This is a genomic window from Rhizobium sp. O111 (assembly GCF_055616315.1).
Window position 1 is genome coordinate 466,474 of the sequence record NZ_JBSHXL010000003.1, and the last position, 18,915, is coordinate 485,388.

At 55.7% G+C, this 18,915-nt stretch carries 16 protein-coding genes and 1 pseudogene; 12 read left to right on the forward strand and 5 right to left on the reverse strand.

The window, feature by feature from the left end:
* Positions 1 to 3: 3 nt before the first annotated feature.
* Complete coding sequence (locus ACVTFQ_RS27940) at positions 4 to 3,117, forward strand: efflux RND transporter permease subunit (RefSeq protein ID WP_470424313.1); 3,114 nt, start codon at positions 4 to 6, stop codon at positions 3,115 to 3,117.
* A gap of 24 nt (positions 3,118 to 3,141) precedes the next feature.
* Positions 3,142 to 4,392, forward strand: coding sequence for an oxalate decarboxylase family bicupin (locus tag ACVTFQ_RS27945; RefSeq protein ID WP_112949910.1), 1,251 nt, complete (start codon positions 3,142 to 3,144; stop codon positions 4,390 to 4,392).
* Between the two features lie 98 nt (positions 4,393 to 4,490).
* Here ACVTFQ_RS27945 and ACVTFQ_RS27950 read toward each other — a convergent pair whose 3' ends face one another.
* Positions 4,491 to 5,186: a helix-turn-helix transcriptional regulator gene (locus ACVTFQ_RS27950; RefSeq protein ID WP_112980946.1), complete on the reverse strand. Its 696-nt coding sequence runs from the start codon at positions 5,184 to 5,186 to the stop codon at positions 4,491 to 4,493.
* 540 nt (positions 5,187 to 5,726) lie between these two features.
* Here ACVTFQ_RS27950 and ACVTFQ_RS27955 point away from each other — a divergent pair.
* The 6 genes and pseudogenes from ACVTFQ_RS27955 to ACVTFQ_RS27980 all read left to right on the forward strand — a co-directional run bounded on the left by ACVTFQ_RS27955 (position 5,727) and on the right by ACVTFQ_RS27980 (position 12,189).
* Positions 5,727 to 7,115: a GntT/GntP/DsdX family permease gene (locus ACVTFQ_RS27955; protein ID WP_112980957.1), complete on the forward strand. Its 1,389-nt coding sequence runs from the start codon at positions 5,727 to 5,729 to the stop codon at positions 7,113 to 7,115.
* A 183-nt stretch (positions 7,116 to 7,298) separates the two neighbouring features.
* On the forward strand, positions 7,299 to 8,120 hold the full coding sequence (locus tag ACVTFQ_RS27960) for a formate/nitrite transporter family protein (RefSeq protein ID WP_112949908.1): 822 nt from the start codon (positions 7,299 to 7,301) through the stop codon (positions 8,118 to 8,120).
* A 391-nt stretch (positions 8,121 to 8,511) separates the two neighbouring features.
* Complete coding sequence (locus ACVTFQ_RS27965; protein WP_470424623.1) at positions 8,512 to 8,844, forward strand: four-helix bundle copper-binding protein; 333 nt, start codon at positions 8,512 to 8,514, stop codon at positions 8,842 to 8,844.
* Between the two features lie 121 nt (positions 8,845 to 8,965).
* Complete coding sequence (locus ACVTFQ_RS27970; RefSeq protein ID WP_112949907.1) at positions 8,966 to 9,172, forward strand: hypothetical protein; 207 nt, start codon at positions 8,966 to 8,968, stop codon at positions 9,170 to 9,172.
* Between the two features lie 115 nt (positions 9,173 to 9,287).
* Positions 9,288 to 9,717: pseudogene (locus ACVTFQ_RS27975) on the forward strand (Ohr family peroxiredoxin).
* 177 nt (positions 9,718 to 9,894) lie between these two features.
* Positions 9,895 to 12,189 (forward strand): FdhF/YdeP family oxidoreductase, encoded by a 2,295-nt coding sequence (locus ACVTFQ_RS27980; protein WP_470424314.1) that lies wholly within the window; start codon positions 9,895 to 9,897, stop codon positions 12,187 to 12,189.
* Between the two features lie 111 nt (positions 12,190 to 12,300).
* On the opposite strand, the gene ACVTFQ_RS27985 is transcribed toward ACVTFQ_RS27980, so the two are convergent.
* Positions 12,301 to 12,513, reverse strand: a complete 213-nt coding sequence (locus ACVTFQ_RS27985) for a hypothetical protein (RefSeq protein ID WP_112949905.1) — start codon at positions 12,511 to 12,513, stop codon at positions 12,301 to 12,303.
* A 344-nt stretch (positions 12,514 to 12,857) separates the two neighbouring features.
* On the opposite strand from ACVTFQ_RS27985, the gene ACVTFQ_RS27990 reads away from it, so the two are divergent.
* On the forward strand, positions 12,858 to 13,238 hold the full coding sequence (locus ACVTFQ_RS27990; protein ID WP_112949904.1) for a copper resistance protein CopC: 381 nt from the start codon (positions 12,858 to 12,860) through the stop codon (positions 13,236 to 13,238).
* 23 nt (positions 13,239 to 13,261) lie between these two features.
* Here ACVTFQ_RS27990 and fdhD read toward each other — a convergent pair whose 3' ends face one another.
* Both fdhD and ACVTFQ_RS28000 read right to left on the reverse strand, forming a co-directional pair.
* The gene (gene fdhD / locus ACVTFQ_RS27995) at positions 13,262 to 14,074 is read right to left on the reverse strand and encodes a formate dehydrogenase accessory sulfurtransferase FdhD (RefSeq protein ID WP_112980947.1); all 813 of its coding nucleotides are present in this window, start codon (positions 14,072 to 14,074) and stop codon (positions 13,262 to 13,264) included.
* Positions 14,074 to 14,652, reverse strand: a complete 579-nt coding sequence (locus tag ACVTFQ_RS28000; RefSeq protein ID WP_112949902.1) for a response regulator — start codon at positions 14,650 to 14,652, stop codon at positions 14,074 to 14,076. Before ACVTFQ_RS28000 ends, fdhD begins: the two co-directional genes overlap by 1 nt.
* Before the next feature lie 310 nt (positions 14,653 to 14,962).
* On the opposite strand from ACVTFQ_RS28000, the gene ACVTFQ_RS28005 reads away from it, so the two are divergent.
* From ACVTFQ_RS28005 to ACVTFQ_RS28015, 3 genes are read left to right on the forward strand one after another with little or no spacing between them, the layout of a single operon-like run.
* Positions 14,963 to 15,958 carry an MsnO8 family LLM class oxidoreductase gene (locus tag ACVTFQ_RS28005; RefSeq protein WP_112949901.1) on the forward strand — a complete coding sequence of 332 codons (996 nt, stop codon included), beginning with the start codon at positions 14,963 to 14,965 and terminating at the stop codon, positions 15,956 to 15,958.
* 5 nt (positions 15,959 to 15,963) lie between these two features.
* On the forward strand, positions 15,964 to 16,680 hold the full coding sequence (locus ACVTFQ_RS28010; RefSeq protein WP_470424315.1) for an MsnO8 family LLM class oxidoreductase: 717 nt from the start codon (positions 15,964 to 15,966) through the stop codon (positions 16,678 to 16,680).
* A gap of 33 nt (positions 16,681 to 16,713) precedes the next feature.
* A complete protein-coding gene (locus ACVTFQ_RS28015) occupies positions 16,714 to 17,940 on the forward strand; it encodes an IS701 family transposase (protein WP_113201027.1) in 1,227 nt (408 codons plus the stop codon).
* Positions 17,941 to 18,076: 136 nt separating this feature from the next.
* Here the strand turns inward: ACVTFQ_RS28015 and ACVTFQ_RS28020 are convergent.
* A protein-coding gene (locus tag ACVTFQ_RS28020) for an IS5 family transposase (RefSeq protein WP_283193646.1) occupies positions 18,077 to 18,840 on the reverse strand; the annotation gives its coding sequence in 2 pieces (ribosomal slippage) (positions 18,077 to 18,525 and positions 18,525 to 18,840; 765 coding nt in all).
* Between the last annotated feature and the right edge of the window lie 75 nt (positions 18,841 to 18,915).

Sequence of the window (18,915 nt, forward strand, 5' to 3'; positions counted from 1 at the left end):
ACCGTGTCGATCTCCACCTGGTTCATCAAGCGTCCGATCGCAACATCGCTCTTCATGGTTGCGTTATTCGGCGTTGGCGTTGCCGCTTATCCGTTTCTCCCTGTCGCCGCACTCCCCCAAGTCGACTTTCCGACAATTCAGGTATCTGCGCAGCTACCAGGCGCGGACCCCAAGACGATGGCAACATCCGTGACGCAGCCACTTGAGCGCCAGTTCGCTCAGATCCCCGGCGTGTCGCAGATGACGTCGACAAGCACACTGGGGAGCAGCGCGATTACGCTACAGTTCGACCTTTCACGAAACGTCGACAGTGCGGCTCAGGACGTGCAGACTGCGATCAATGCTGCGGGGGGCCAGCTTCCAACGGGCCTTCCATCGCCGCCAACGTACAGAAAGGTGAACCCAGCGGATCCCCCTGTGCTGATATTAGCTCTGTCCTCCGACGCATTGCCGATGACCGCAGTCGACGATTATGCGGAGAACGTCCTCGCTCAGCACATCAGCCAACTCTCTGGCGTCTCACAAGTTCTAGTCTTTGGTCAGCAAAAGCCAGCTGTGCGCGTCCAGGTTAACCCTAATGCGATCGCTGAGAAAAACCTTGCATTAGAGGACATCAGATCTGCGATATCCGGCCTGTCTAGTGATGCGCCCAAGGGCACCATCCAGGGCGCTACGCGTACTTACACGATCTACGACAACGACCAACTCCTGCAGGCTGATGGGTGGAATGACGCCATCGTTGCCTACAAGAATGGCGCACCGGTGCGCATCAAGGATATCGGGCAAGCGGTTGGCGGCCCCGAGAATACGCAACTTGCCGCATGGGCTAACGGCAAACCAGCTATCATCTTGCCTATCTTCAAGCTTCCGGGCGCGAACGTCATAGATACCGTTACAGCGATCAAAGCGGCGCTCCCAAGCCTTAAGGCCATATCACCAGCTGCAGTCGACCTGTCGATCCTCAGTGACCGCACACAGACGATCAAAGCATCAGTCGCGGATGTTGAGAAGACCTTGGCGATCACCATTGCACTGGTTGTGATGGTCATCTTCGTGTTCCTGCGAAACTTCTGGGCGACGGCAATTCCCAGCGTGACTGTGCCGCTGGCGCTCATGACAACACTTGCACTGATGTACGTGGCTGGCTTTAGTCTCGACAACCTCTCCTTGATGGCACTCAGCATTGCAATCGGCTTCGTCGTCGACGACGCCATTGTCATGATAGAGAATATCCAACGTCATATCGAGATGGGCAAGTCACCGAAAGACGCCGCCACCGAGGGCGCTTCCGAAATCGGTTTTACGATTGTGTCGATCAGCGCCTCCCTGATAGCCGTATTCATACCACTGCTTATGATGGGAGGGCTGGTCGGCCGCCTGTTCGAAGAGTTTGCACTAACCGTAACAATGACCATCATTGTTTCCGCGATCGTTTCACTAACGATTACTCCGATGATGGCCGCGCGGTTTCTCAAATCCGAAGCTCAGACAAAACATGGTCCGATCTACAACGCTTTCGAAAAGGGCTTTGATTTACTCCTTGCCGGATATCGACGGACCCTCGACGTTGCGCTCAGATTCCACCTCGTCACCTTTTCCGTATTCATCGCATCGCTCGTCGCTACCGCAGTCCTGTTCATCCAGATTCCAAAAGGTTTTTTCCCGACGCAGGATACAGGCCTTCTCATAGGGGTACTGGAAGCATCCCAGGACATCTCTTTTGATCAAATGGCTCGGCTCCAGAAGGAGGCAGGCTCGATTATCCAGAGTGACCCCGATGTCGCCACGGTGGGAATGGCGGTCGGCGGTGGCTCGGGACAGACCGTCAATACGGGACGTATGTTCATCACGCTCAAGCCGCGCGACGAACGCTCGGCGTCAGCAACGGACATCATTCTCAGGCTGCACCCGAAACTCGCTGGCATCAACGGCGCCCAGCTCTTTCTTCAGGCTGCTCAGGATATCAACGTTGGCGGACGTTCATCCGCAACCCAGTACCAGTATACTCTGCAGGATGGGAATGCGGCGGAGCTCAATGAATGGGCGGACAAACTACTCGCCAAGTTCAAGACCCTCCCAGAACTTAGCGACGTTGCGACCGACCAGCAGAACGGTGGGGCGACGGTGACGCTTGCGATTGATCGCGACCAGGCCGCACGGTTTGGAATCGAGACACAAACGATCGATAACACACTCTATGATGCCTTTGGACAGCGCCAGGTTGCTCAATACTTCACTGATGTGAACAGCTACCATGTGGTTCTCGAGGTCGCACCAGAGTTTCAGAAGGGACCGTCTGCGATTGACGGGTTGTACATTAAGTCCCCGATTACCGGCGAACAGGTTCCACTCAACCTGCTCGTTAAGCAGTCGACCGAGCCAACTGCAGTGCTCGCTGTCACGCATCAGAGCCAGTTTCCCTCCGTCACTCTGTCGTTCAATCTTGCTAAGGGGGTCGCCTTGAGCGAGGCGGTAAGCGCGATCGAGAAGTCGGAGAAGGAGCTGGGAACCCCGGCAACCCTGACCGGCACCTTTCAAGGAAATGCTCAAGCGTATCAGTCTTCCCTTTCAAGCGAGCCGCTGCTGGTACTGGCGGCATTGTGTGTCATCTACCTCATCTTGGGGGTGCTGTATGAGAGCTACGTCCATCCTCTGACGATCCTCTCAACGCTTCCATCGGCCGGATTGGGAGCGCTTGCGATGCTCTGGGGTTTTGGTCTCGATTTCACCATCATCGCTCTCATTGGCGTAGTGCTCTTGATCGGCATTGTTAAAAAGAACGGCATCCTGATCGTCGATTTCGCGATCGAAGCCCAGCGCGATCTGGGAATGACGCCCGCCGAAGCAATTCGACATTCCTGTCTTCTCCGTTTCCGGCCAATCATCATGACTACGTGCGCCGCGCTATTCGGTGGCATCCCCCTCATGCTTGGCCATGGAACAGGGTCGGAGCTCCGACAACCTCTTGGCTACACCATCGTTGGCGGCCTGATTATCAGTCAGATGATGACGCTCTACACCACGCCGGTTGTCTATCTCTATCTCGAGAAACTCAGCTCACTGTTTGCGCGGCGGCAGGCCACGACCGCGGCTGTCCACCCCATCGATCACATTTGAACTAGAATAGAAAGGACGTCCATCATGACAGATCTGTCACGCCGCCACCTTCTTGCAATCGGAGCTGCAGGCGGAGCGGCCTTCGCAGCAACCGCGGCGAATGCCGCATCTTTCGGCAACCCCGACCGGCCGCCGGAGGGTGCAATCAATGCAAATCCCGCAGGCCTGACGGACCCAGGACCACGCAACCCGGCACTCAATGAGCAGTTCCCTTCGTTTGAGAGCCCCCCGGCAACAGATGTGGGCGAGATGCAGCTGTTTTGGGGCTCGTTCAACAATGCCCCAAAACGGATCCAGAACGGTGGATGGGCACGGCAGGTCACCAAATCCGACTTTGCGATCTCTGACGCGGTGTCCGGCGTCAACATGCGTCTTGGACCTGGTGGCATCCGTGAAATGCACTGGCACCGCGCTGCGGAGTGGGCGATCGTCACCAATGGTCGTTGCCGTATCACCGTGCTCGACGCGAAGGGCCGGGCCTACGTGCAAGATGTCGGCGTGGGCGATCTTTGGTACTTTCCAGCGGGCTTTCCACACTCCCTGCAGGGTCTTGGTCCCGACGGCTGTGAATTCGTGATCGTCTTCGACCAGGGTGATCAGTCCGAGTACGGCACTTTGTTGCTGACCGATTGGTTAGCACATACGCAGCCGGAGCTACTCGCCAAGAACTTTGGCATGACCGCTGACGCCTTCAAATCAATCCCGTTGACCGATCTCTGGATTTTTCAGGGTACAGAACCTGGACCGCTTTCCGCCGATCAGGAGGCTGTTGCATCGGCAGGCCTTCCTGAGTACCCGTTCACCTACCGGCTCACCGCGTCCAAGCCTATCAGGCAGAATAGTTCCGGCACCCTTCAGCTGGCAGATAGCAGCGCATTTACCGTCTCGAAGACGATCGCCGCAGCAATTGAGACGATCAAGCCCGGCGCCGTGCGTGAAATGCATTGGCATCCCAATGCCGACGAGTGGCAATATTGGATCAAAGGAGAGGGCCGAATGACGGTGTTCGATGCTGGCCCACGCAGCCAGACGGCGGACTTCCGTGCCGGTGATATAGGCTACGTCAAGAAAAGCCAGGGACACATCATCGAAAACACCGGCAAAACCGACCTCCAGTTCGTCGCTGTTTTCAAGGTACCGGAGTACCAGGAAATCGGCCTCTCGTCTTGGCTGTCTCACACGCCACCGGCCTTGGTGGCGCAACATCTCAATCTGGCTCCCACCGATATTGCCAAGATACCGAGCGACCAACCTGGGATAATGCCCGCCAAGTGACCGGGCTCAGCTAACGATGCTTCGCCTGCCGGATAGTGTTTCGAGCACACCATCCGGCAGAAGGCGACCAACGGTGGGACATCCGACAATCTTGCTATTCAGATCAACCGTAGTCGCCCTGCCATCGCAACCGCTTGTACGCGGTTTACTGTGTCCAACTTCCGCATCGCCGAATTGATGTAGGAATTAACGGTATGGACACTGAGATGCAAAATCAACGCTACTTCCTCACTGCTTTTCCCAGCTGCTGACCATCTAAGACACTCAAGCTCCCGTTGGCTCAAGCCAAAGTCGACCGGATTGCAGGGACGAAATTTGTCGAGAGCTCTCATGGCTTTGAGGATGATCAGCGCAATTTCCTCATCACTCGAAACCTTGCGGAGCCCCGATAGCATCAGCAGATAATGATGACACGTCGCATCGTGAAGTGAGAACCCGATTGTATTGCTAAAACCATCGTCGTGATAAAGTGCCAATGGCTCTTCGAGCTTGCCATCACCTCGTCCACGCGCAAATAGCAGCGTCTCGGTTGAGACTGGCTCAATAGAACATTTGAGTCCCGCCACGATCCGACTTTGCCTAAACATGTCAGCGTGTTCGTAGCGGTTCAAAAGCTGCAATGGCCAGTTTGTGGCTAGTATATTTTCATTGAGTCCCGCCTTGTCCGCTTCAGGAAAGTAGCTCACGACGAAGTACGCGAGGGAGTGCTCACTCATCAATTCAGCCATTGCGGCGTGCAAGACGTCGGCCTGTGCGGCAGGTTCTGGACTTTGAAGCTTAGAGAAGTGCGGCATTCCGATTCCATCCTGTAATTTTGACGCGATGAGCGGGCGAACGGGGAGTGTGAGGAGTGTCCAAGCCTTAGTTGGCACCACCTACCCTCGTCAGACGATCCCGAAAGCAGCGACAGCGAAGTTTTGTGCTCGCCTCAAAGCTTATGGTTGCACTGATAGACTTGGGCGAAGTCGCTGTATTGTATGAATCCAAGGGTCGCATGCTTTGTCGAGATGAAGAGGGCGACCTACACCTACGTTCGATTCAGTAGTCGCGGCATGCCAGCATCGGGATGTGTCCTGTGGGCCCGAGAGAGACGGAAACCATACACAGGTATAATAGAATTGGAGGCACATCCGCTCCATGGTCACCACCGGCAACTTTCCTTTGGCATTGGTTGGAAATCCGCCGGAACAGCAGCCTGAACCAGAGTCACTTAAAGGCACTCGCTATTGACAGTCGACCAACCTGGTGCCTTTAGTTCGCATCCTATCGATCTCTTCCGTAAAGCGGCTGGTCCTTGAACTGGTCGAAAGCAAATGATTTCCCTTGGAACCGGCATGACACCATCAGATGTGAAGCTCCTCCTGATTGCCGTCGGCGGCGTCGCGTTTTTGGTCACGCTCATCGTGTCGCGCGTGAAGTTTCACCCACTCCTGGCGTTGCTGACGACCTCGATTGCTGTCGGCACACTAGCGGGTCTACCGATTGACAAATTAGTCAAATCCATTGAAGCAGGCGCGGGTAACACGCTTGGCGCGGTTGGCATCGTCGTTGCGCTAGGCGCGATGTTGGGTAAAATTCTCGCTGATGGCGGCGTTACACAAGCCATTTCAGACGCGATCGTGGACCGCACGCCCACCCACCTGCTACCATGGGCAATGTCGGCTGCGGCCTTCGTGGTCGGCATCCCGATGTTCTTCGAAGTGGGCCTCGTCGTTCTGCTGCCACTCATCTTCAGTGTCGCTAGCAAACTTGAAAAATCGGCCAAAATTCGCGGTTCAGCTTATGTGTACGTCGGCGTCCCTGTGATCGCAGCACTTGCCTCGATGCATGGCATGGTTCCTCCTCATCCAGGACCACTTACGGCGATCGCGTCGTTGAACACCAGCGTTGGCGCAACCATGCTTTACGGCTTCGTGGCGGCTGTCCCCGCCATTATCCTTGGCGGGCCTGTCTACGGTGCGCTAATAACACCTCGCATGAAGGTGTCGCCGGATCAGGCGCTGGTTAAACAGTTTTCGAGCTCTGACGTGGCTGGTAACACGCAGGCACCCGCGCCAAGTCTGGGATTAAGCCTCTTGACCGCCCTCTTGCCTGCGATCTTGATGCTCTTCAACGCGGTAACGGAACTGCTATTCGCCAAGGACTCAACGATCGCGAAAATCACAGGCTTCTTGGGGGATCCTGCGATCGCGATGCTTGTCGGCGTGCTCTTCGCCGCACTGGTCCTCGTCTATCTGCGGGGCACAGATACGGAACGCTTCCAAAAGTCCCTGACGGCAAGTGTTCGCCCGATCGCAAACGTTCTGCTTATAATCGCCGGTGGAGGTGCATTTCAGCGCGTCCTCACCGATGCAAAAGTCGGCGATGCGATCGTGCACATGAGCCAGCAATTCTCGCTTTCACCACTTGCGCTCGGTTGGTTCATCTCGATGCTGCTCTCCGTATCCACCGGATCGGCGACGGTAGGCATCGTTGGCGCATCAGGCCTTCTGGCCCCCCTCGTTGGGACCGAGCCGATCAATGTTCCACTTCTCGCTTTGTCGATCGGCTGTGGCTCGCTCTTCTTCAATTACGCAAACCACGCTGGTTTTTGGTTGGTGAAAGAGTCGTTCGGAATGACAATGGGCGAGGCAACGATGACGATTTCGGTGATCCAATCCATCGTCTCGGTCGTCGGGTTGGTGATGGTGCTGCTGCTCAACTTGCTCCCTGCAATCGTGTAGCAGAATACACGCGTTGCTCCCCCAATCTGTGCGTTCGTCCGCATCACGGTCCGGGGGCTTTGAACGTCCCTGCGCTATGCTCATGGCAACACAAACCTAGACCTACGTATGATTCAGGAGTGTGCGGTCGCTCGATAGGGTGGCCGCTAGTTAACAACTACACTCCACTCGACGAGGCGCAGCATGTACGATGATTCCATTACGAGCTTCTCGGAAGCTGGTGCTCACAAAGCTCAACTCGTAAGGAAGCAGCTGGTCGCTTTCCTAGTAGGCGCTGCAATGGCCGGAGCCTATATTGGTTTTGGCGACATCCTGATGTTTACGGCGGGCGCTCATATCGATCCAGCTTGGACGCATCTCGTCATGGGCATCGTCTTCTCTTCAGCGTTGACTATCGTGGTTTTCGCTGGATCTGAGCTTTTCACCGGCACAGCGATGTACATGCCGCTTGCCCTACTGACCGGCCGCGCCACTGTCGCCGACATGATCGCGGTCTGGTGCGCAGCTTGGCTTGGAAACCTGATCGGAGCGATCGGCCTGGCAGTGCTTATCCGGCTCGCCGGTGGAGGCGTGATGTTGGGAGATGGTAGCAGCACGTTCTACTCGATCGTCGGCGCCAAGATGTCCGCAGGGTCCTGGCAACTGCTAGCTCGCGGCATTCTTTGCAACTGGCTGGTCTGCCTGGCAATCTGGATGGCCGGTCGAACTGAGAACGCTGCCGCCAAGGTTATGCTGATCTTCTGGCCGATCACGATCTTCGTCGCATCGGGCTTCGAGCATTCCGTCGCGAATATGTTCACCTTCTCCCTCGCGTTGATCGGTCACCATCCAGACAACATCACGATTTGGGGAGCCGTACACAATCTAACGTGGGTTACGCTCGGCAACCTCATTGGTGGTGCCATCTTCATGGCCTTCGGTTACTGGGTTCAATTCAATAGTAGCGGTCATGTGTCATTCACGCCTGCCGCCCTCCCGTCGCGGACCCGGCCTAAGAGCAACTAGTAATATGTCTCACGACGTCGAAGCTCTGATGATCACTCGTCGGTAGCGAGGCTCGCCTCGACGCGCACCCCGTCTCAGCCAAACATATACTTGGGAGAAGCCAAATGAACAGTTGGACCCGACTTGGCACTGTGATCGCGATCCTGGTAGCCACCGCCTCCTGCACGACAACCGAGCAGAGCAGGTACGTTCAGATGCCACTAAACTCGGCGTGCTCCTTTGGCTTCGACAACGATCGGCCCTGCTCATACTAACGGACGGGCTCTCCCGTTCCCCGACCCAATTGCCCGGCAAAATCCGGCCTATGATCGAGAGCTATTCGCCCAAACTTGCGGCAATCGTGACCGGTGCCGAGCGCTCTCAAGACCAAGCTCACAAAAAGGAAAACAGCATGCTCGACATGAAATCTGAAATGCCTGACTGCATCGAAAAGTGCCTTCGCTGCTATGCTGCCTGCCTGTCTACCGTTACCCGCCATGGCATTGAGATGGGTGGCGAAAACGCCGAGCCTGCTCACCTGCGACTTATGCTTGCCTGCTCTGAGATGTGTCGAACTTCAGCTCATTTCATGCTTATCGGAACAGTCCATCACAAGCACACTTGCAAAGAGTGCGCCGAGATTTGCCTGGAATGCGCTATTGAATGCGATCGTGTCGGCGGCATGCAAGAATGCGCAGACGCATGCCGAGCTTGCGCTGAAGTTTGCTCCAGGATGGCGGCCTAGTGCGCTGCGGCTCAGACCTTTTTTGGTGGAGTCCGCAATCCCGCATTAATCACGACGAGACGATTACCTGCCGTTAACCAGGAAGCTGCACTGCGCTCAATCAAACAATCTTGGAGAACTCATGTTTGTCGTGTCCGTCAACGATAATGGCGAAGAACGTAACCTCGTGGCATCGCATGTTCGTGTAGTCGATGATTTCATATTGATCCAGGCTGGGGGCGTATCTCACGCGTTTCCCGTTGCAACGCTTATGGACATCGTTGCTGTGGACGCGGTGACGCATATTTCCAAGCCTGCCTACAGTCAGAAGACCGTTAGCTTCCATTGACGGCACGAGCGACTTGAAGGGCCCGTAGCCCAGCGTCACCTCGCCAAAGGCACAAACAGATCCCATTCGCAGTCGAGCGCCTTACCTCTCGGCAGCCTAATCCCATGGAAATGCGGTGACAGTAAACCCGAAGTACAGCACTCGCGCCACGGCAACCGGCGGGCCGCGACGGCAAGACGTCGCTAGATGATGGCACCCTCGCCTTTCAGCTTGTAATACCCAAAGAACTTGGTGGTCCTGGAGGCCCCGGTGCGAACCCGGAGGAGCTCTTCGCCCTTGGGTATTCTGCATGTTTTCTGGGAGCACTTCGCGTAGGCGCTCGACAACTGAAAGTGAGTGTTCCCGTAGGCACGACGGTTTCTGCGACAATTGGGATGGGCCCACGATCGGAGGGTGGTAACGGCATTACGGCGAACCTGGAGGTGTATCTGCCTGGAATGCCCGCTGCACAAGCGCGAGAGCTGATGGAGGTCACGCACGGCATTTGCCCTTACTCGAACGCCATCAAAGCGAGCGTACACGTCAGTTTCGAGATCCGTCAGTAGCTGGCCGCAAACCTCGAATTCAAGACATGCACTGGTAGAAGGGCACCCCTTCGACACCGTGATCCGCACTAACTACGACATCGAAAGAGCGGCCGAGGGCCTAACCTACACTTCAGTATAGCTTCGTAACGTCACGGTCCCTGCTACCGTTTCTTTCTAGCAGAAGCGGAGAATCCCATGAGCAAGAAACGGCCTGATGGCATCAAAGCATATCATGAACCAGCTGGCGGTTGGGGTGCGCTCAAGGCGGTGGCCGAGACGCTGGCCCGTCAGCAGATTGTCGCTCAGGGCACCGCAACCTTCCTCAAGGCTAACCAGCCAGAGGGGTTCGATTGTCCCGGATGTGCATGGCCAGATCCCAAGCACACGTCCTCTTTTGAGTTCTGTGAAAACGGCGCCAAGGCGATCACGTGGGAATCGACGGCCAAACGTGTGAGCCCTGATTTCTTCGAGAAGCATTCTGTCTCAGAGCTCTGGAACTGGACCGATCATGAGTTAGAGAACCAGGGGCGTCTCACGCACCCAATGGTCTACGATGCAGAGAGCGACCACTACAAGCCTATCGAATGGGCGGAGGCGTTCGCGCTGATCGGCGATCGTTTGAACGCGCTCGAAAGCCCACACCAAGGCGAGTTTTACACGTCTGGACGCGCGTCGAACGAGGCCGCATTTATCTTTCAGCTTTTCGTAAGAGCGTTTGGGACCAATAATTTTCCAGATTGCTCCAACATGTGCCACGAAGCGACCAGCGTAGGCCTGCCTGAATCCATAGGCGTTGGCAAGGGAACGGTTACCCTCGAGGACTTCGATCACTGCGACGCGATTTTCAGCTTCGGGCATAATCCGGGTACGAACCATCCTCGGATGATGACCACGCTTCACGATGCTTCCAGGCGTGGAGTTCCGATCGTTGTGTTCAATCCGCTCAAAGAGCGAGCATTGGAAAAATTCGCGGCGCCCCAGAATCCGATAGAAATGGCAACCTTCTCGTCGACTGAGATCGCATCTGCGTACCACCAGGTAAGAACAGGCGGTGATCTGGCGGCTATCAAGGGAATGATGAAGTCGATCTTTGAACGTGACGCCTTGGATCTCGCAAATGGTGGGACCGGCGTTCTGGATCGTGATTTCATCGCCGAGCACACTGTGGGCGTAGATGGTCTTCGCAAGGACGTCGAAGACACGTCTTGGGACGACATCTTGTTGTATTCCGGCCTCTCAAGGAGTTCGATCGAAGACGCTGTTGACGTATATCTCAAAGCCAAGAATGTCATCCTTTGCTATGGCATGGGTTTGACACAGCATGCAAAGGGCACCGCGAACGTCCAGCAGGCTGCAAATTTGCTTATGCTGAGAGGGAACATAGGCCGGGAGGGCGCCGGTATCTGTCCGGTTCGCGGACACTCCAACGTTCAGGGTGACCGAACTGTCGGAATTACCGAGATTCCCAATAGCGCCCTACTCGATGGGATGGAACGAGCGTTTGGTTTCAAGCCGACGGGCGACAAAGGGCATAATGCAATCGAAGCGATCGAGGCAATCGCCGACGGTCGTTCGAAAGCTCTGGTGTGCCTTGGCGGCAACTTTGCCGTGGCAATGTCCGATCCTACGATCACCTTTGAGGGGATGCGGAAACTCGACCTCTCTGTGCAGATCTCGACGAAGCTCAACCGGTCTCACCTGTTGACTGCAAAACACTCGCTTATTCTCCCGTGCCTGGGGAGGACGGACCTAGATACCCAGGCCTCGGGACCGCAGTCGGTCACCGTCGAAGACTCAATGTCTATGGTTCACGCATCTCGCGGCTTTTTGAACCCTCCGGGCCCATTGCTCAAATCCGAACCAGCCATCCTTGCTGGCATGGCTGCGGCAACACTCGGCGACAAGTACGGGATTGACTGGGCAGGTCTGATCGCCAATTACGACCGCATCCGTGACAAGATTGAAGTGGTATTTCCAGACTTCTATGATTTCAACGCACGGGTCCGCGTCCGCGGCGGTTTCCGCCTATATGTCCCCGCGTCTCACCGCGAGTGGCGAACAGCCAGCGGCAAAGCCACCTTCCTTTGCGCACCGGGCCTGGATGAAGATCCTCGTCTGAAAGACCCAACTACGCTGGTGTTGACAACGCTGCGAAGCCACGACCAATACAACACGACTGTCTATGGGCTAGACGACCGATACCGCGGCGTCTTCGGACGGCGTGACGTTATCTTCATGAGTGCGGCCGATCTCAGTGCTCGGGGCCTACAGGAAGGCGATAAGATTGACGTCCTCGCGATGACTACGGAAGGGCCTGAGAGGTCCGTACGGGGATACACGGCTGTCCAATACGATATCCCGACGGGTTCAGTAGCAGGGTACTACCCGGAGATGAACGCGGTTGTTGCTCTGAACGACTATGACCGTAAATCCGGAACCCCTGCGTATAAGGGTGTACCCGTCACGATCGTCCGATCCGCCGCAGCGTAATGGAGCGAGCTGCCGTCGACATCGCCTGACAGGGCGGAGTCGAGCTTTGCCTTGCCAGGGGGCGTCTACGAGATGACGTCGCCTTTCGGCCCTAAGCGGTCAACCTTCTTTTCACAAAATTTCGTCAAGGACGCTTTCGTCCAGAACGTCCTCGTTACCAACGAAGCGCGATACCTCAACGTGGTCATCCTCAAAGACGGAAATCTCTACACGCTCACCGACAACGGTGGTGGTGATGTCAATCGTATCAGCGCGATACCTGCCGATAAAATAATGCACCTTCGCCTCATCTATGCGCTTTAGAATTTCAAACACCTTGGACATCGAGCGCGGCTCCTTGCGCCTACTTAACAGCTGCCAACTTTAGCTATTCTGCAGATGGCTGCAACTGGCGCAAGGCCGCCGCCTTCTGACGATAATTCCTCGAGGCGATCAACTTTAGCCGCAGTCCCATCAGTGACATCCCTTGCTCGGTCGCCGCGTGGCCTCGCATCATCTCAGCGGACGAATCCCGTGGGTCATGTACTGACCTTACACAATCGGCTCGACGGACCTAGACCTTCATTTAGTATCAAAACCTCTTAGAAACAGGCACTCTTACGACATGAATAGGCGGAACTTACAAGGCTCGAAACGTCTTACCGTTCTACGGATGAAGGAGATGGATCATGTTTAAGCAGGCGTTGATTGCACTCGGCATCGCAGCTTCACTAACGATGACAAACGGAGCGCAAGCCAAGCAGGAAGCGAATTGGGATGAGCCCCCTGCTTCCGGCCTGCAGAACTTCGCTCTCACGTTCACGGATCCGGTGGATGTAGCCCGATCTTCAATCAAAATTTTCTCGCCACTGGGTCGCGTCATCGCGACTGAACCCCTGCAGACTGACGCTTCTGGAAGCGAGCTGATCGCGCCTATCGTCAACCCACTCCCGCCAGGCTCCTACAAGGTCATCTGGCACGTTGTGTCGAAGGAAGGTCTATCGGCCGAGGGGACGACAAGCGTTACAGTGCCAGAGTCTGGAACGACCAATGCTTCATTGGCCCCTTAGCGACAGCGAGAGTTTGCGTGCGATTATCCGCGAACGATCCGGTAAGGATGTGTGAAGATTTCGAAGTCTTCGCCCCGCGCTATGCCGATAAGCGTCACACCAGCCGCCTCGGCTGTGCGGATTGCCAGTGCCGTCGGCGCGGAAACCGCAATGAGGATAGGACTGCCCAGCATAACGGTTTTCTGTACCATCTCAACGGAAATTCGGCTCGTAACTACGACAGCAGCATTCTCAGCCTTGATCTCTGCACCTAACGCGAAGCCGCACAGCTTATCGAGTGCATTGTGTCGACCGACATCCTCACGGAGAGCCATGATTCCAGCGCCTGGCACGAAGAGCCCAGCTGCATGGACCGCTCGGGTCTCTCGATGCAGAACTTGCAAGCGCTGCAGCTCAGCTGTGGCGTCAGTCACATCTTTGAAGGTCATCTTCAAATTTGACGCCACGAGTTCCGGCAACGTCCTCATAGCCTGATCGATAGACTCTATACCACAAAGTCCGCAGCCGACCGGTCCGGCCATGCTTCGTTTACGCTGACGCAAGATGTTGGAGACGTCATCCGCTAGCAAAACCTGGACGTCAATGCCAAGGTCCCCCTCCACCACATCGATCGATTGGATCTGTTCGAGACGCGTGATAATTCCCTCAGTCAAGCTGAAGCCGACCGCAAAATCCACGAGATCGTCGGGTGTTCCCATCAAAACTGCATGGCTTGAGCCGCCATAGGAGATGGCGATCGGCACCTCTTCCGGAACATGGCGAACGCCTTCGGCCTTTGCTGATATGGCGCGGATTTTTTGCGCAGGTACGACCTGAATTGTGGAACGTGCTGACATCACTTACCGACCGCCCGCAGCGAAGGCGAGCGCTCCATGATCCGCTGTAAAGTTCGTCGATGCATCATCAATCGATCAGCCGTGCGGCTTAGGTTAAAGCCTGAGGCGAGATATACTTGGCGGATATGCTCCTCTCGCACTTCGTTTGGTGGCTGTACGCCAGTGAATTCTCCGCCTTTCCGGAGATCTTTCTCCAACAGAATTGCGATGAGAAAATCAACGGCTGTGGGTTTCGGGAGAACATCCGCCGCTCCGGCTTTGGCGGCCCAAACAGCCGTCTTGACGTCACAATACGCGGTATGAACTATCGCTCTACAGTACGGGTGCGTTTTTGAGAGGTACGCGAGAATGTCTTTGCCGGAACCGTCCTCGAAGCTCAGTTCGGTCAATGCGAAGAATACTTTCTGAGAGTTCGCAACGTTGATCGCCATGCGGACGCTGCCCGCAATCACCACGCTGTACCCCTCTTGTCGAAGGCGATGCACAAGCGTCGAGCTCTCATCACAGGCAGGATCTGCGATAAGGATGACAGGCTGATCCTTGGAGCCGGACAAGACTACAGTATCGATTTCGGACATCCCTAACCTCTATTTTTCACGATAATGAATGGTACGGGGATGTCTCACCAATCTGAACTATACGTACGGCTAGGTCTGGCCATACACAAGGCTCGCTCACCGCGAGAAGCGCTCGCTTGGTGGCAGTACTCAGCCCAACACCTGCTCTTGGTGTTGCATCGCTACACTCACGTATAGTTACCACCTTGCAGGCCACGACCTATCATCAAACCAATCTTGTCTAAGGACCCGAAGCATTCGTTCCACGCGGCGATTGGATGGAGGCAATCACCTCAAGTGATTTTGGCCAAATCCGTTGGATGATCGCTGCATGTCAAAGGTAGCTACCGTGAAAATTTCAATACTTGAACAGTCCACCCTATCCGAGAATGGTCTTGCCGCTGACGCAATTCATAACACAGTGCTTCTCGCTCAGGAGGCCGACTATGTAGGATACGAGCGCCTCTGGCTATCTGAGCACCACAACATGAGTATTCTTCAAGGTTCATCGCCTGAAGTCTTGCTCGCGGCCTTGGGTTCGAAGACCAGTCGGATTCGGATAGGCTCGGGTGGCGTCATGTTGCCGAACCACAGCGCGTTGAAGGTCGCGGAACACTTTCGCGTTCTAGAGGCCTTGTTTCCCGGGCGGGTCGATTGCGGCATTGGGCGTGCCAGCGGTGGCGACCCATACTCATCATCTTTGCTCAACCCTCCAAAGGATGTCGACTTCGCAGAACAAGTGCGGCAACTCGACAGGTTCTTTCACGACGCATACCCTCGGGTGGCAGCAATGCCAAAGGTCAAGGGGGCTCCGCCGCTCTGGCTTCTCTCTGCAGGTTCACACGCCAACAGCGGTCAAATGGCGGCAGAGAACGGTATGGGTCTGGCAGTTGCTCTCTTCATCAATCCTGCGGCGACGAAGGAGGCGGTCACGGCCTACAGGCGCAACTTCAAACCTTCAGAGGAGTTTCCAGAGCCGAAAGTCATTATCGCTTTGAACGTAGTTACCGCCGACGACACGAGCAAACTCAACGACATGAAGAAGGCGTCAGACTACTTCAGGCTAATGCGTGACAACGGCACATATCCTACAGCCGTTCCCTCTCCCAGCAGCCTTGCACGCGTCGAGTTTAGCCGTAACCAAGTTGCTTATCTGGATCAGATAGCCAACCGGGAGGTGACCGGCCTTATCGATGACGTGGTCGGACAAATTAAGGCTCGAGCCGCGGCATATGACGCTGACGAGGTGATGTTGACTATGATGGCCTATGATATTGAGGACAAGATCCACGCCTTTCACCGGTTGGCTGAAAGGATTGTGGAGTGACCGACATGACCAACAAACTTAAGCTATCTGTCCTAGATATTGGCCCAATTCGATCAAACCAGTCCGCTTCAGACTGCTTCGCTTCCATGCTGGAGCTTGCGAGACACGCAGATCGGCTTGGCTTCCACCGATACTGGTTAGCGGAACACCACAACGTTGCAGCTGTCGCGGCAAGTCACACCCCTGTGTTCGCTTCAGTGGTGGGGGCCAATACCAAAGACATCCGCGTAGGTGGATGCGTACTTCTGTCTCACTATCCACCATTCCTGGTGGCCGAACAAATGGGGCTGTTGAACGCATGCTTCCCCGGTAGAGTTGACTTGGGGATTGGCCGATCGACTGGTGCCGACTGGGCTACGAGCTCCCTCCTCCGTGGAGGGACGCCGATGAAGAACGAGGAGGGCTACATCAGTGACCTCTCGAACCTCTTGGCACTGAACCAGCCACACGGCGTAGATGTAGACCAAGGCGGCCAGTCATATAGCTTCAAAGCTGTCCCGAACGCTAGCAGCGCACCATCACCGTGGATTCTCGGCACATCGTCTTACTCAGCACAACTGGCCGCCGAGCTCAGCTTGCCCTACGCCTTTGGCTACCACATTCGCGCGGAAGGAGCTAAGGAAGCCATTCAGTTATACAAAGATCGGTTCGTGCCCAGTGCAGCACAACCTGAGCCCAGCGTTCTAGCACTACTTTGGCAGATTCGGGCAAGGCACGTTTGAGATGATTGTGGCTCTCTTTATCGAGGGCGGGACATGACGGATTGGGATTCGGATCTTTCGGCATTTTTGCAGCCGTTTCTGGAGAAGCTTGGACACAAGAAACGACGACAGATGTGTCCACTTTATGTGTCTGGGCTGATCGGTCCCGGTGACCGCAAGAGCATCGAGCCGATGGCCGAGCGGTTTGCTCCAGGCCAGTACGACCGCCTCCACCATTTCATTTCTGATGGCCTTTGGGATTCAGCGCCTCTTGAGACTGAACTCGCGCGACAGGCGGACAGGATCGTGGGTGCATCCGATGCGTTTCTGGTGATCGATGACACCGGTTTGCCGAAGAAGGGCGACCACTCGGTCGGTGTCGCTCCGCAATATGCTTCAATGCTGGGCAAGAGAGCAAATTGCCAGACATTGGTGTCAGTGACGCTTGCGCGAGACGAGGTGCCGGTCCCGGTGGGCTTGCGTTTGTTCCTGCCTGAAAGCTGGATCGGTGATCAGCAGCGCATGGCAAGGGCCGGTGTTCCAGACAGCATGCGAACGTCTCGTACGAAGCCGGAGATCGCTCTTGCCGAGATCGATCGGTTGATCGTGGCGGGTGTCCGGTTCGGCACAGTTCTGGCTGACGCAGGCTACGGCCTGTCGGCGGCCTTCCGAAAGGGATTGAGTGGCCGCGGCCTCACCTGGGCGGTCGGCATCCCCAAGCATCAGAAGGTCTATCCCTATGATGTCGGATTGATCTTTCCCGTCGCCGGTCATGGCCGTCCTCGCAAGCATTCGATCCCCGACACCCTGTCGGTTGCCGCAGAAACGATGCTGACTTCTGCACGCTGGAAAAAGGTTAGTTGGAGGCATGGTACAAAAGGTCGCCTGACAGCACGTTTTGCGGCATTGCGCATCCGGATCGCCGACGGTACGCCGCAACGTATTCTCGACAAGGGACAACAGCACATGCCGGGTGAGGAAGCCTGGCTGGTTGGCGAGTGGCGATCAAACGACGAGCGCAAATACTACCTCTCCAACTTACCAGCCGATGCGACTTTGAAAGTGCTGGCGTCCGCCATCAAGGCGAGATGGGTTTGCGAGCAGGCGCACCAGCAGATGAAAGAGGAGCTTGGTCTCGATCACTTCGAAGGCCGATCATGGCAAGGACTGCACCGACACGCTCTGATGACGATGATCGCCTATGCCTTCCTCCAGCACCAAAGATTGCAGACTGCAAAGCGGGAAAAAAAAGAAGCGGCGAGTTCGTCGTGGACCACCTGAGCCGACCTTGCCTGCCATCCGCCGGGCCGTGATAAATGCGCTTGCTATACCGACAGTACAAATCCGATGTCCGCACTGCCAACGGCATCTTCAAAGCGAAATTTTAATTCTGCCAAAGTAGTGCTAGGGCGTAGACTCATAACGACCTGATCCAGATGCGGGTGGCGAGTAGTTTTACGGCTGCTAGGAAGTTTTGAGGGTCCTTGTCATACCGAGTGGCAATCCCTCTGAACTGCTTGAGCTTGTTGAAGAATCGCTCGACGAGGTTTCGCTGCCTATAGACCCATGAGCTGAACGGAAAGCTCTCCTTGCGGTTTCGCTTTGCTGGAATATTGGCCCACGCCCGTTTTGTTTTTGCCAAGGTTCGAAGGGCGTTTGTATCATAAGCCCTGTCTGCCAAAAGTATGGCACCCTTTCCGATATCCTTCAGCATTGGCTCGGCGGCCCTGCTGTCGTGCACTTGTCCTGGGGTCAGGTCGATGCCAATTGGACGGCCATCTGCATCGACAAGAGCATGGATTTTCGTCGTCAAGCCGCCGCGGGAACGTCCCATGCAGCCATCGTCTTGATCCCCCTTTTTCCCGTGGCCGCATGTTGATGAACGCGGACACAGGAACTGTCGATCATGACAATATCGCCGTCGAAGGCCCTTGAGACCTCCTCCAGAACATGGTCCCAGACACCAGCCTTTCTCCAACGGACAAAACGATTGTAGCAGGTTGTGTAGGGGCCATAGCGCTCAGGAACATCCGCCCAGGGCGAGCCGGTCCGAAATCGCCACAAGATGCCGTTGATTACGCGCCGGTCGTCAACTCGCGGGACGCCGCGAGGCTTGTTAGGAAGAAGCGGTTGGATAATGCTCCATTCGAAATCAGTCAGGTCGAACCGGCGACGGGTCATCTGAGGCCTCCAAATCAAAGCCTCATTGAATCAAAGCCATGCCCGCGTGTGAACCCCGTTTATGAGTGTAGGGCC

Bases quoted from the DNA above. Each gene is read 5' to 3' on its own strand.
- ACVTFQ_RS27945 (WP_112949910.1), top strand. From the start codon at position 3,142: ATGACAGATCTGTCACGCCGCCACCTTCTTGCAATCGGAGCTGCAGGC.
- fdhD (WP_112980947.1), bottom strand. From the start codon at position 14,074: ATGTCAGCACGTTCCACAATTCAGGTCGTACCTGCGCAAAAAATCCGC.
- ACVTFQ_RS28010 (WP_470424315.1), top strand. From the start codon at position 15,964: ATGACCAACAAACTTAAGCTATCTGTCCTAGATATTGGCCCAATTCGA.
- ACVTFQ_RS27985 (WP_112949905.1), bottom strand. From the start codon at position 12,513: ATGTCCAAGGTGTTTGAAATTCTAAAGCGCATAGATGAGGCGAAGGTG.
- ACVTFQ_RS28005 (WP_112949901.1), top strand. From the start codon at position 14,963: ATGTCAAAGGTAGCTACCGTGAAAATTTCAATACTTGAACAGTCCACC.
- ACVTFQ_RS27990 (WP_112949904.1), top strand. From the start codon at position 12,858: ATGTTTAAGCAGGCGTTGATTGCACTCGGCATCGCAGCTTCACTAACG.
- ACVTFQ_RS27980 (WP_470424314.1), top strand. From the start codon at position 9,895: ATGAGCAAGAAACGGCCTGATGGCATCAAAGCATATCATGAACCAGCT.
- ACVTFQ_RS27950 (WP_112980946.1), bottom strand. From the start codon at position 5,186: ATGCCGCACTTCTCTAAGCTTCAAAGTCCAGAACCTGCCGCACAGGCC.
- ACVTFQ_RS27970 (WP_112949907.1), top strand. From the start codon at position 8,966: ATGTTTGTCGTGTCCGTCAACGATAATGGCGAAGAACGTAACCTCGTG.
- ACVTFQ_RS28000 (WP_112949902.1), bottom strand. From the start codon at position 14,652: ATGTCCGAAATCGATACTGTAGTCTTGTCCGGCTCCAAGGATCAGCCT.
- ACVTFQ_RS27960 (WP_112949908.1), top strand. From the start codon at position 7,299: ATGTACGATGATTCCATTACGAGCTTCTCGGAAGCTGGTGCTCACAAA.
- ACVTFQ_RS27965 (WP_470424623.1), top strand. From the start codon at position 8,512: ATGCTCGACATGAAATCTGAAATGCCTGACTGCATCGAAAAGTGCCTT.
- ACVTFQ_RS27955 (WP_112980957.1), top strand. From the start codon at position 5,727: ATGACACCATCAGATGTGAAGCTCCTCCTGATTGCCGTCGGCGGCGTC.
- ACVTFQ_RS28015 (WP_113201027.1), top strand. From the start codon at position 16,714: ATGACGGATTGGGATTCGGATCTTTCGGCATTTTTGCAGCCGTTTCTG.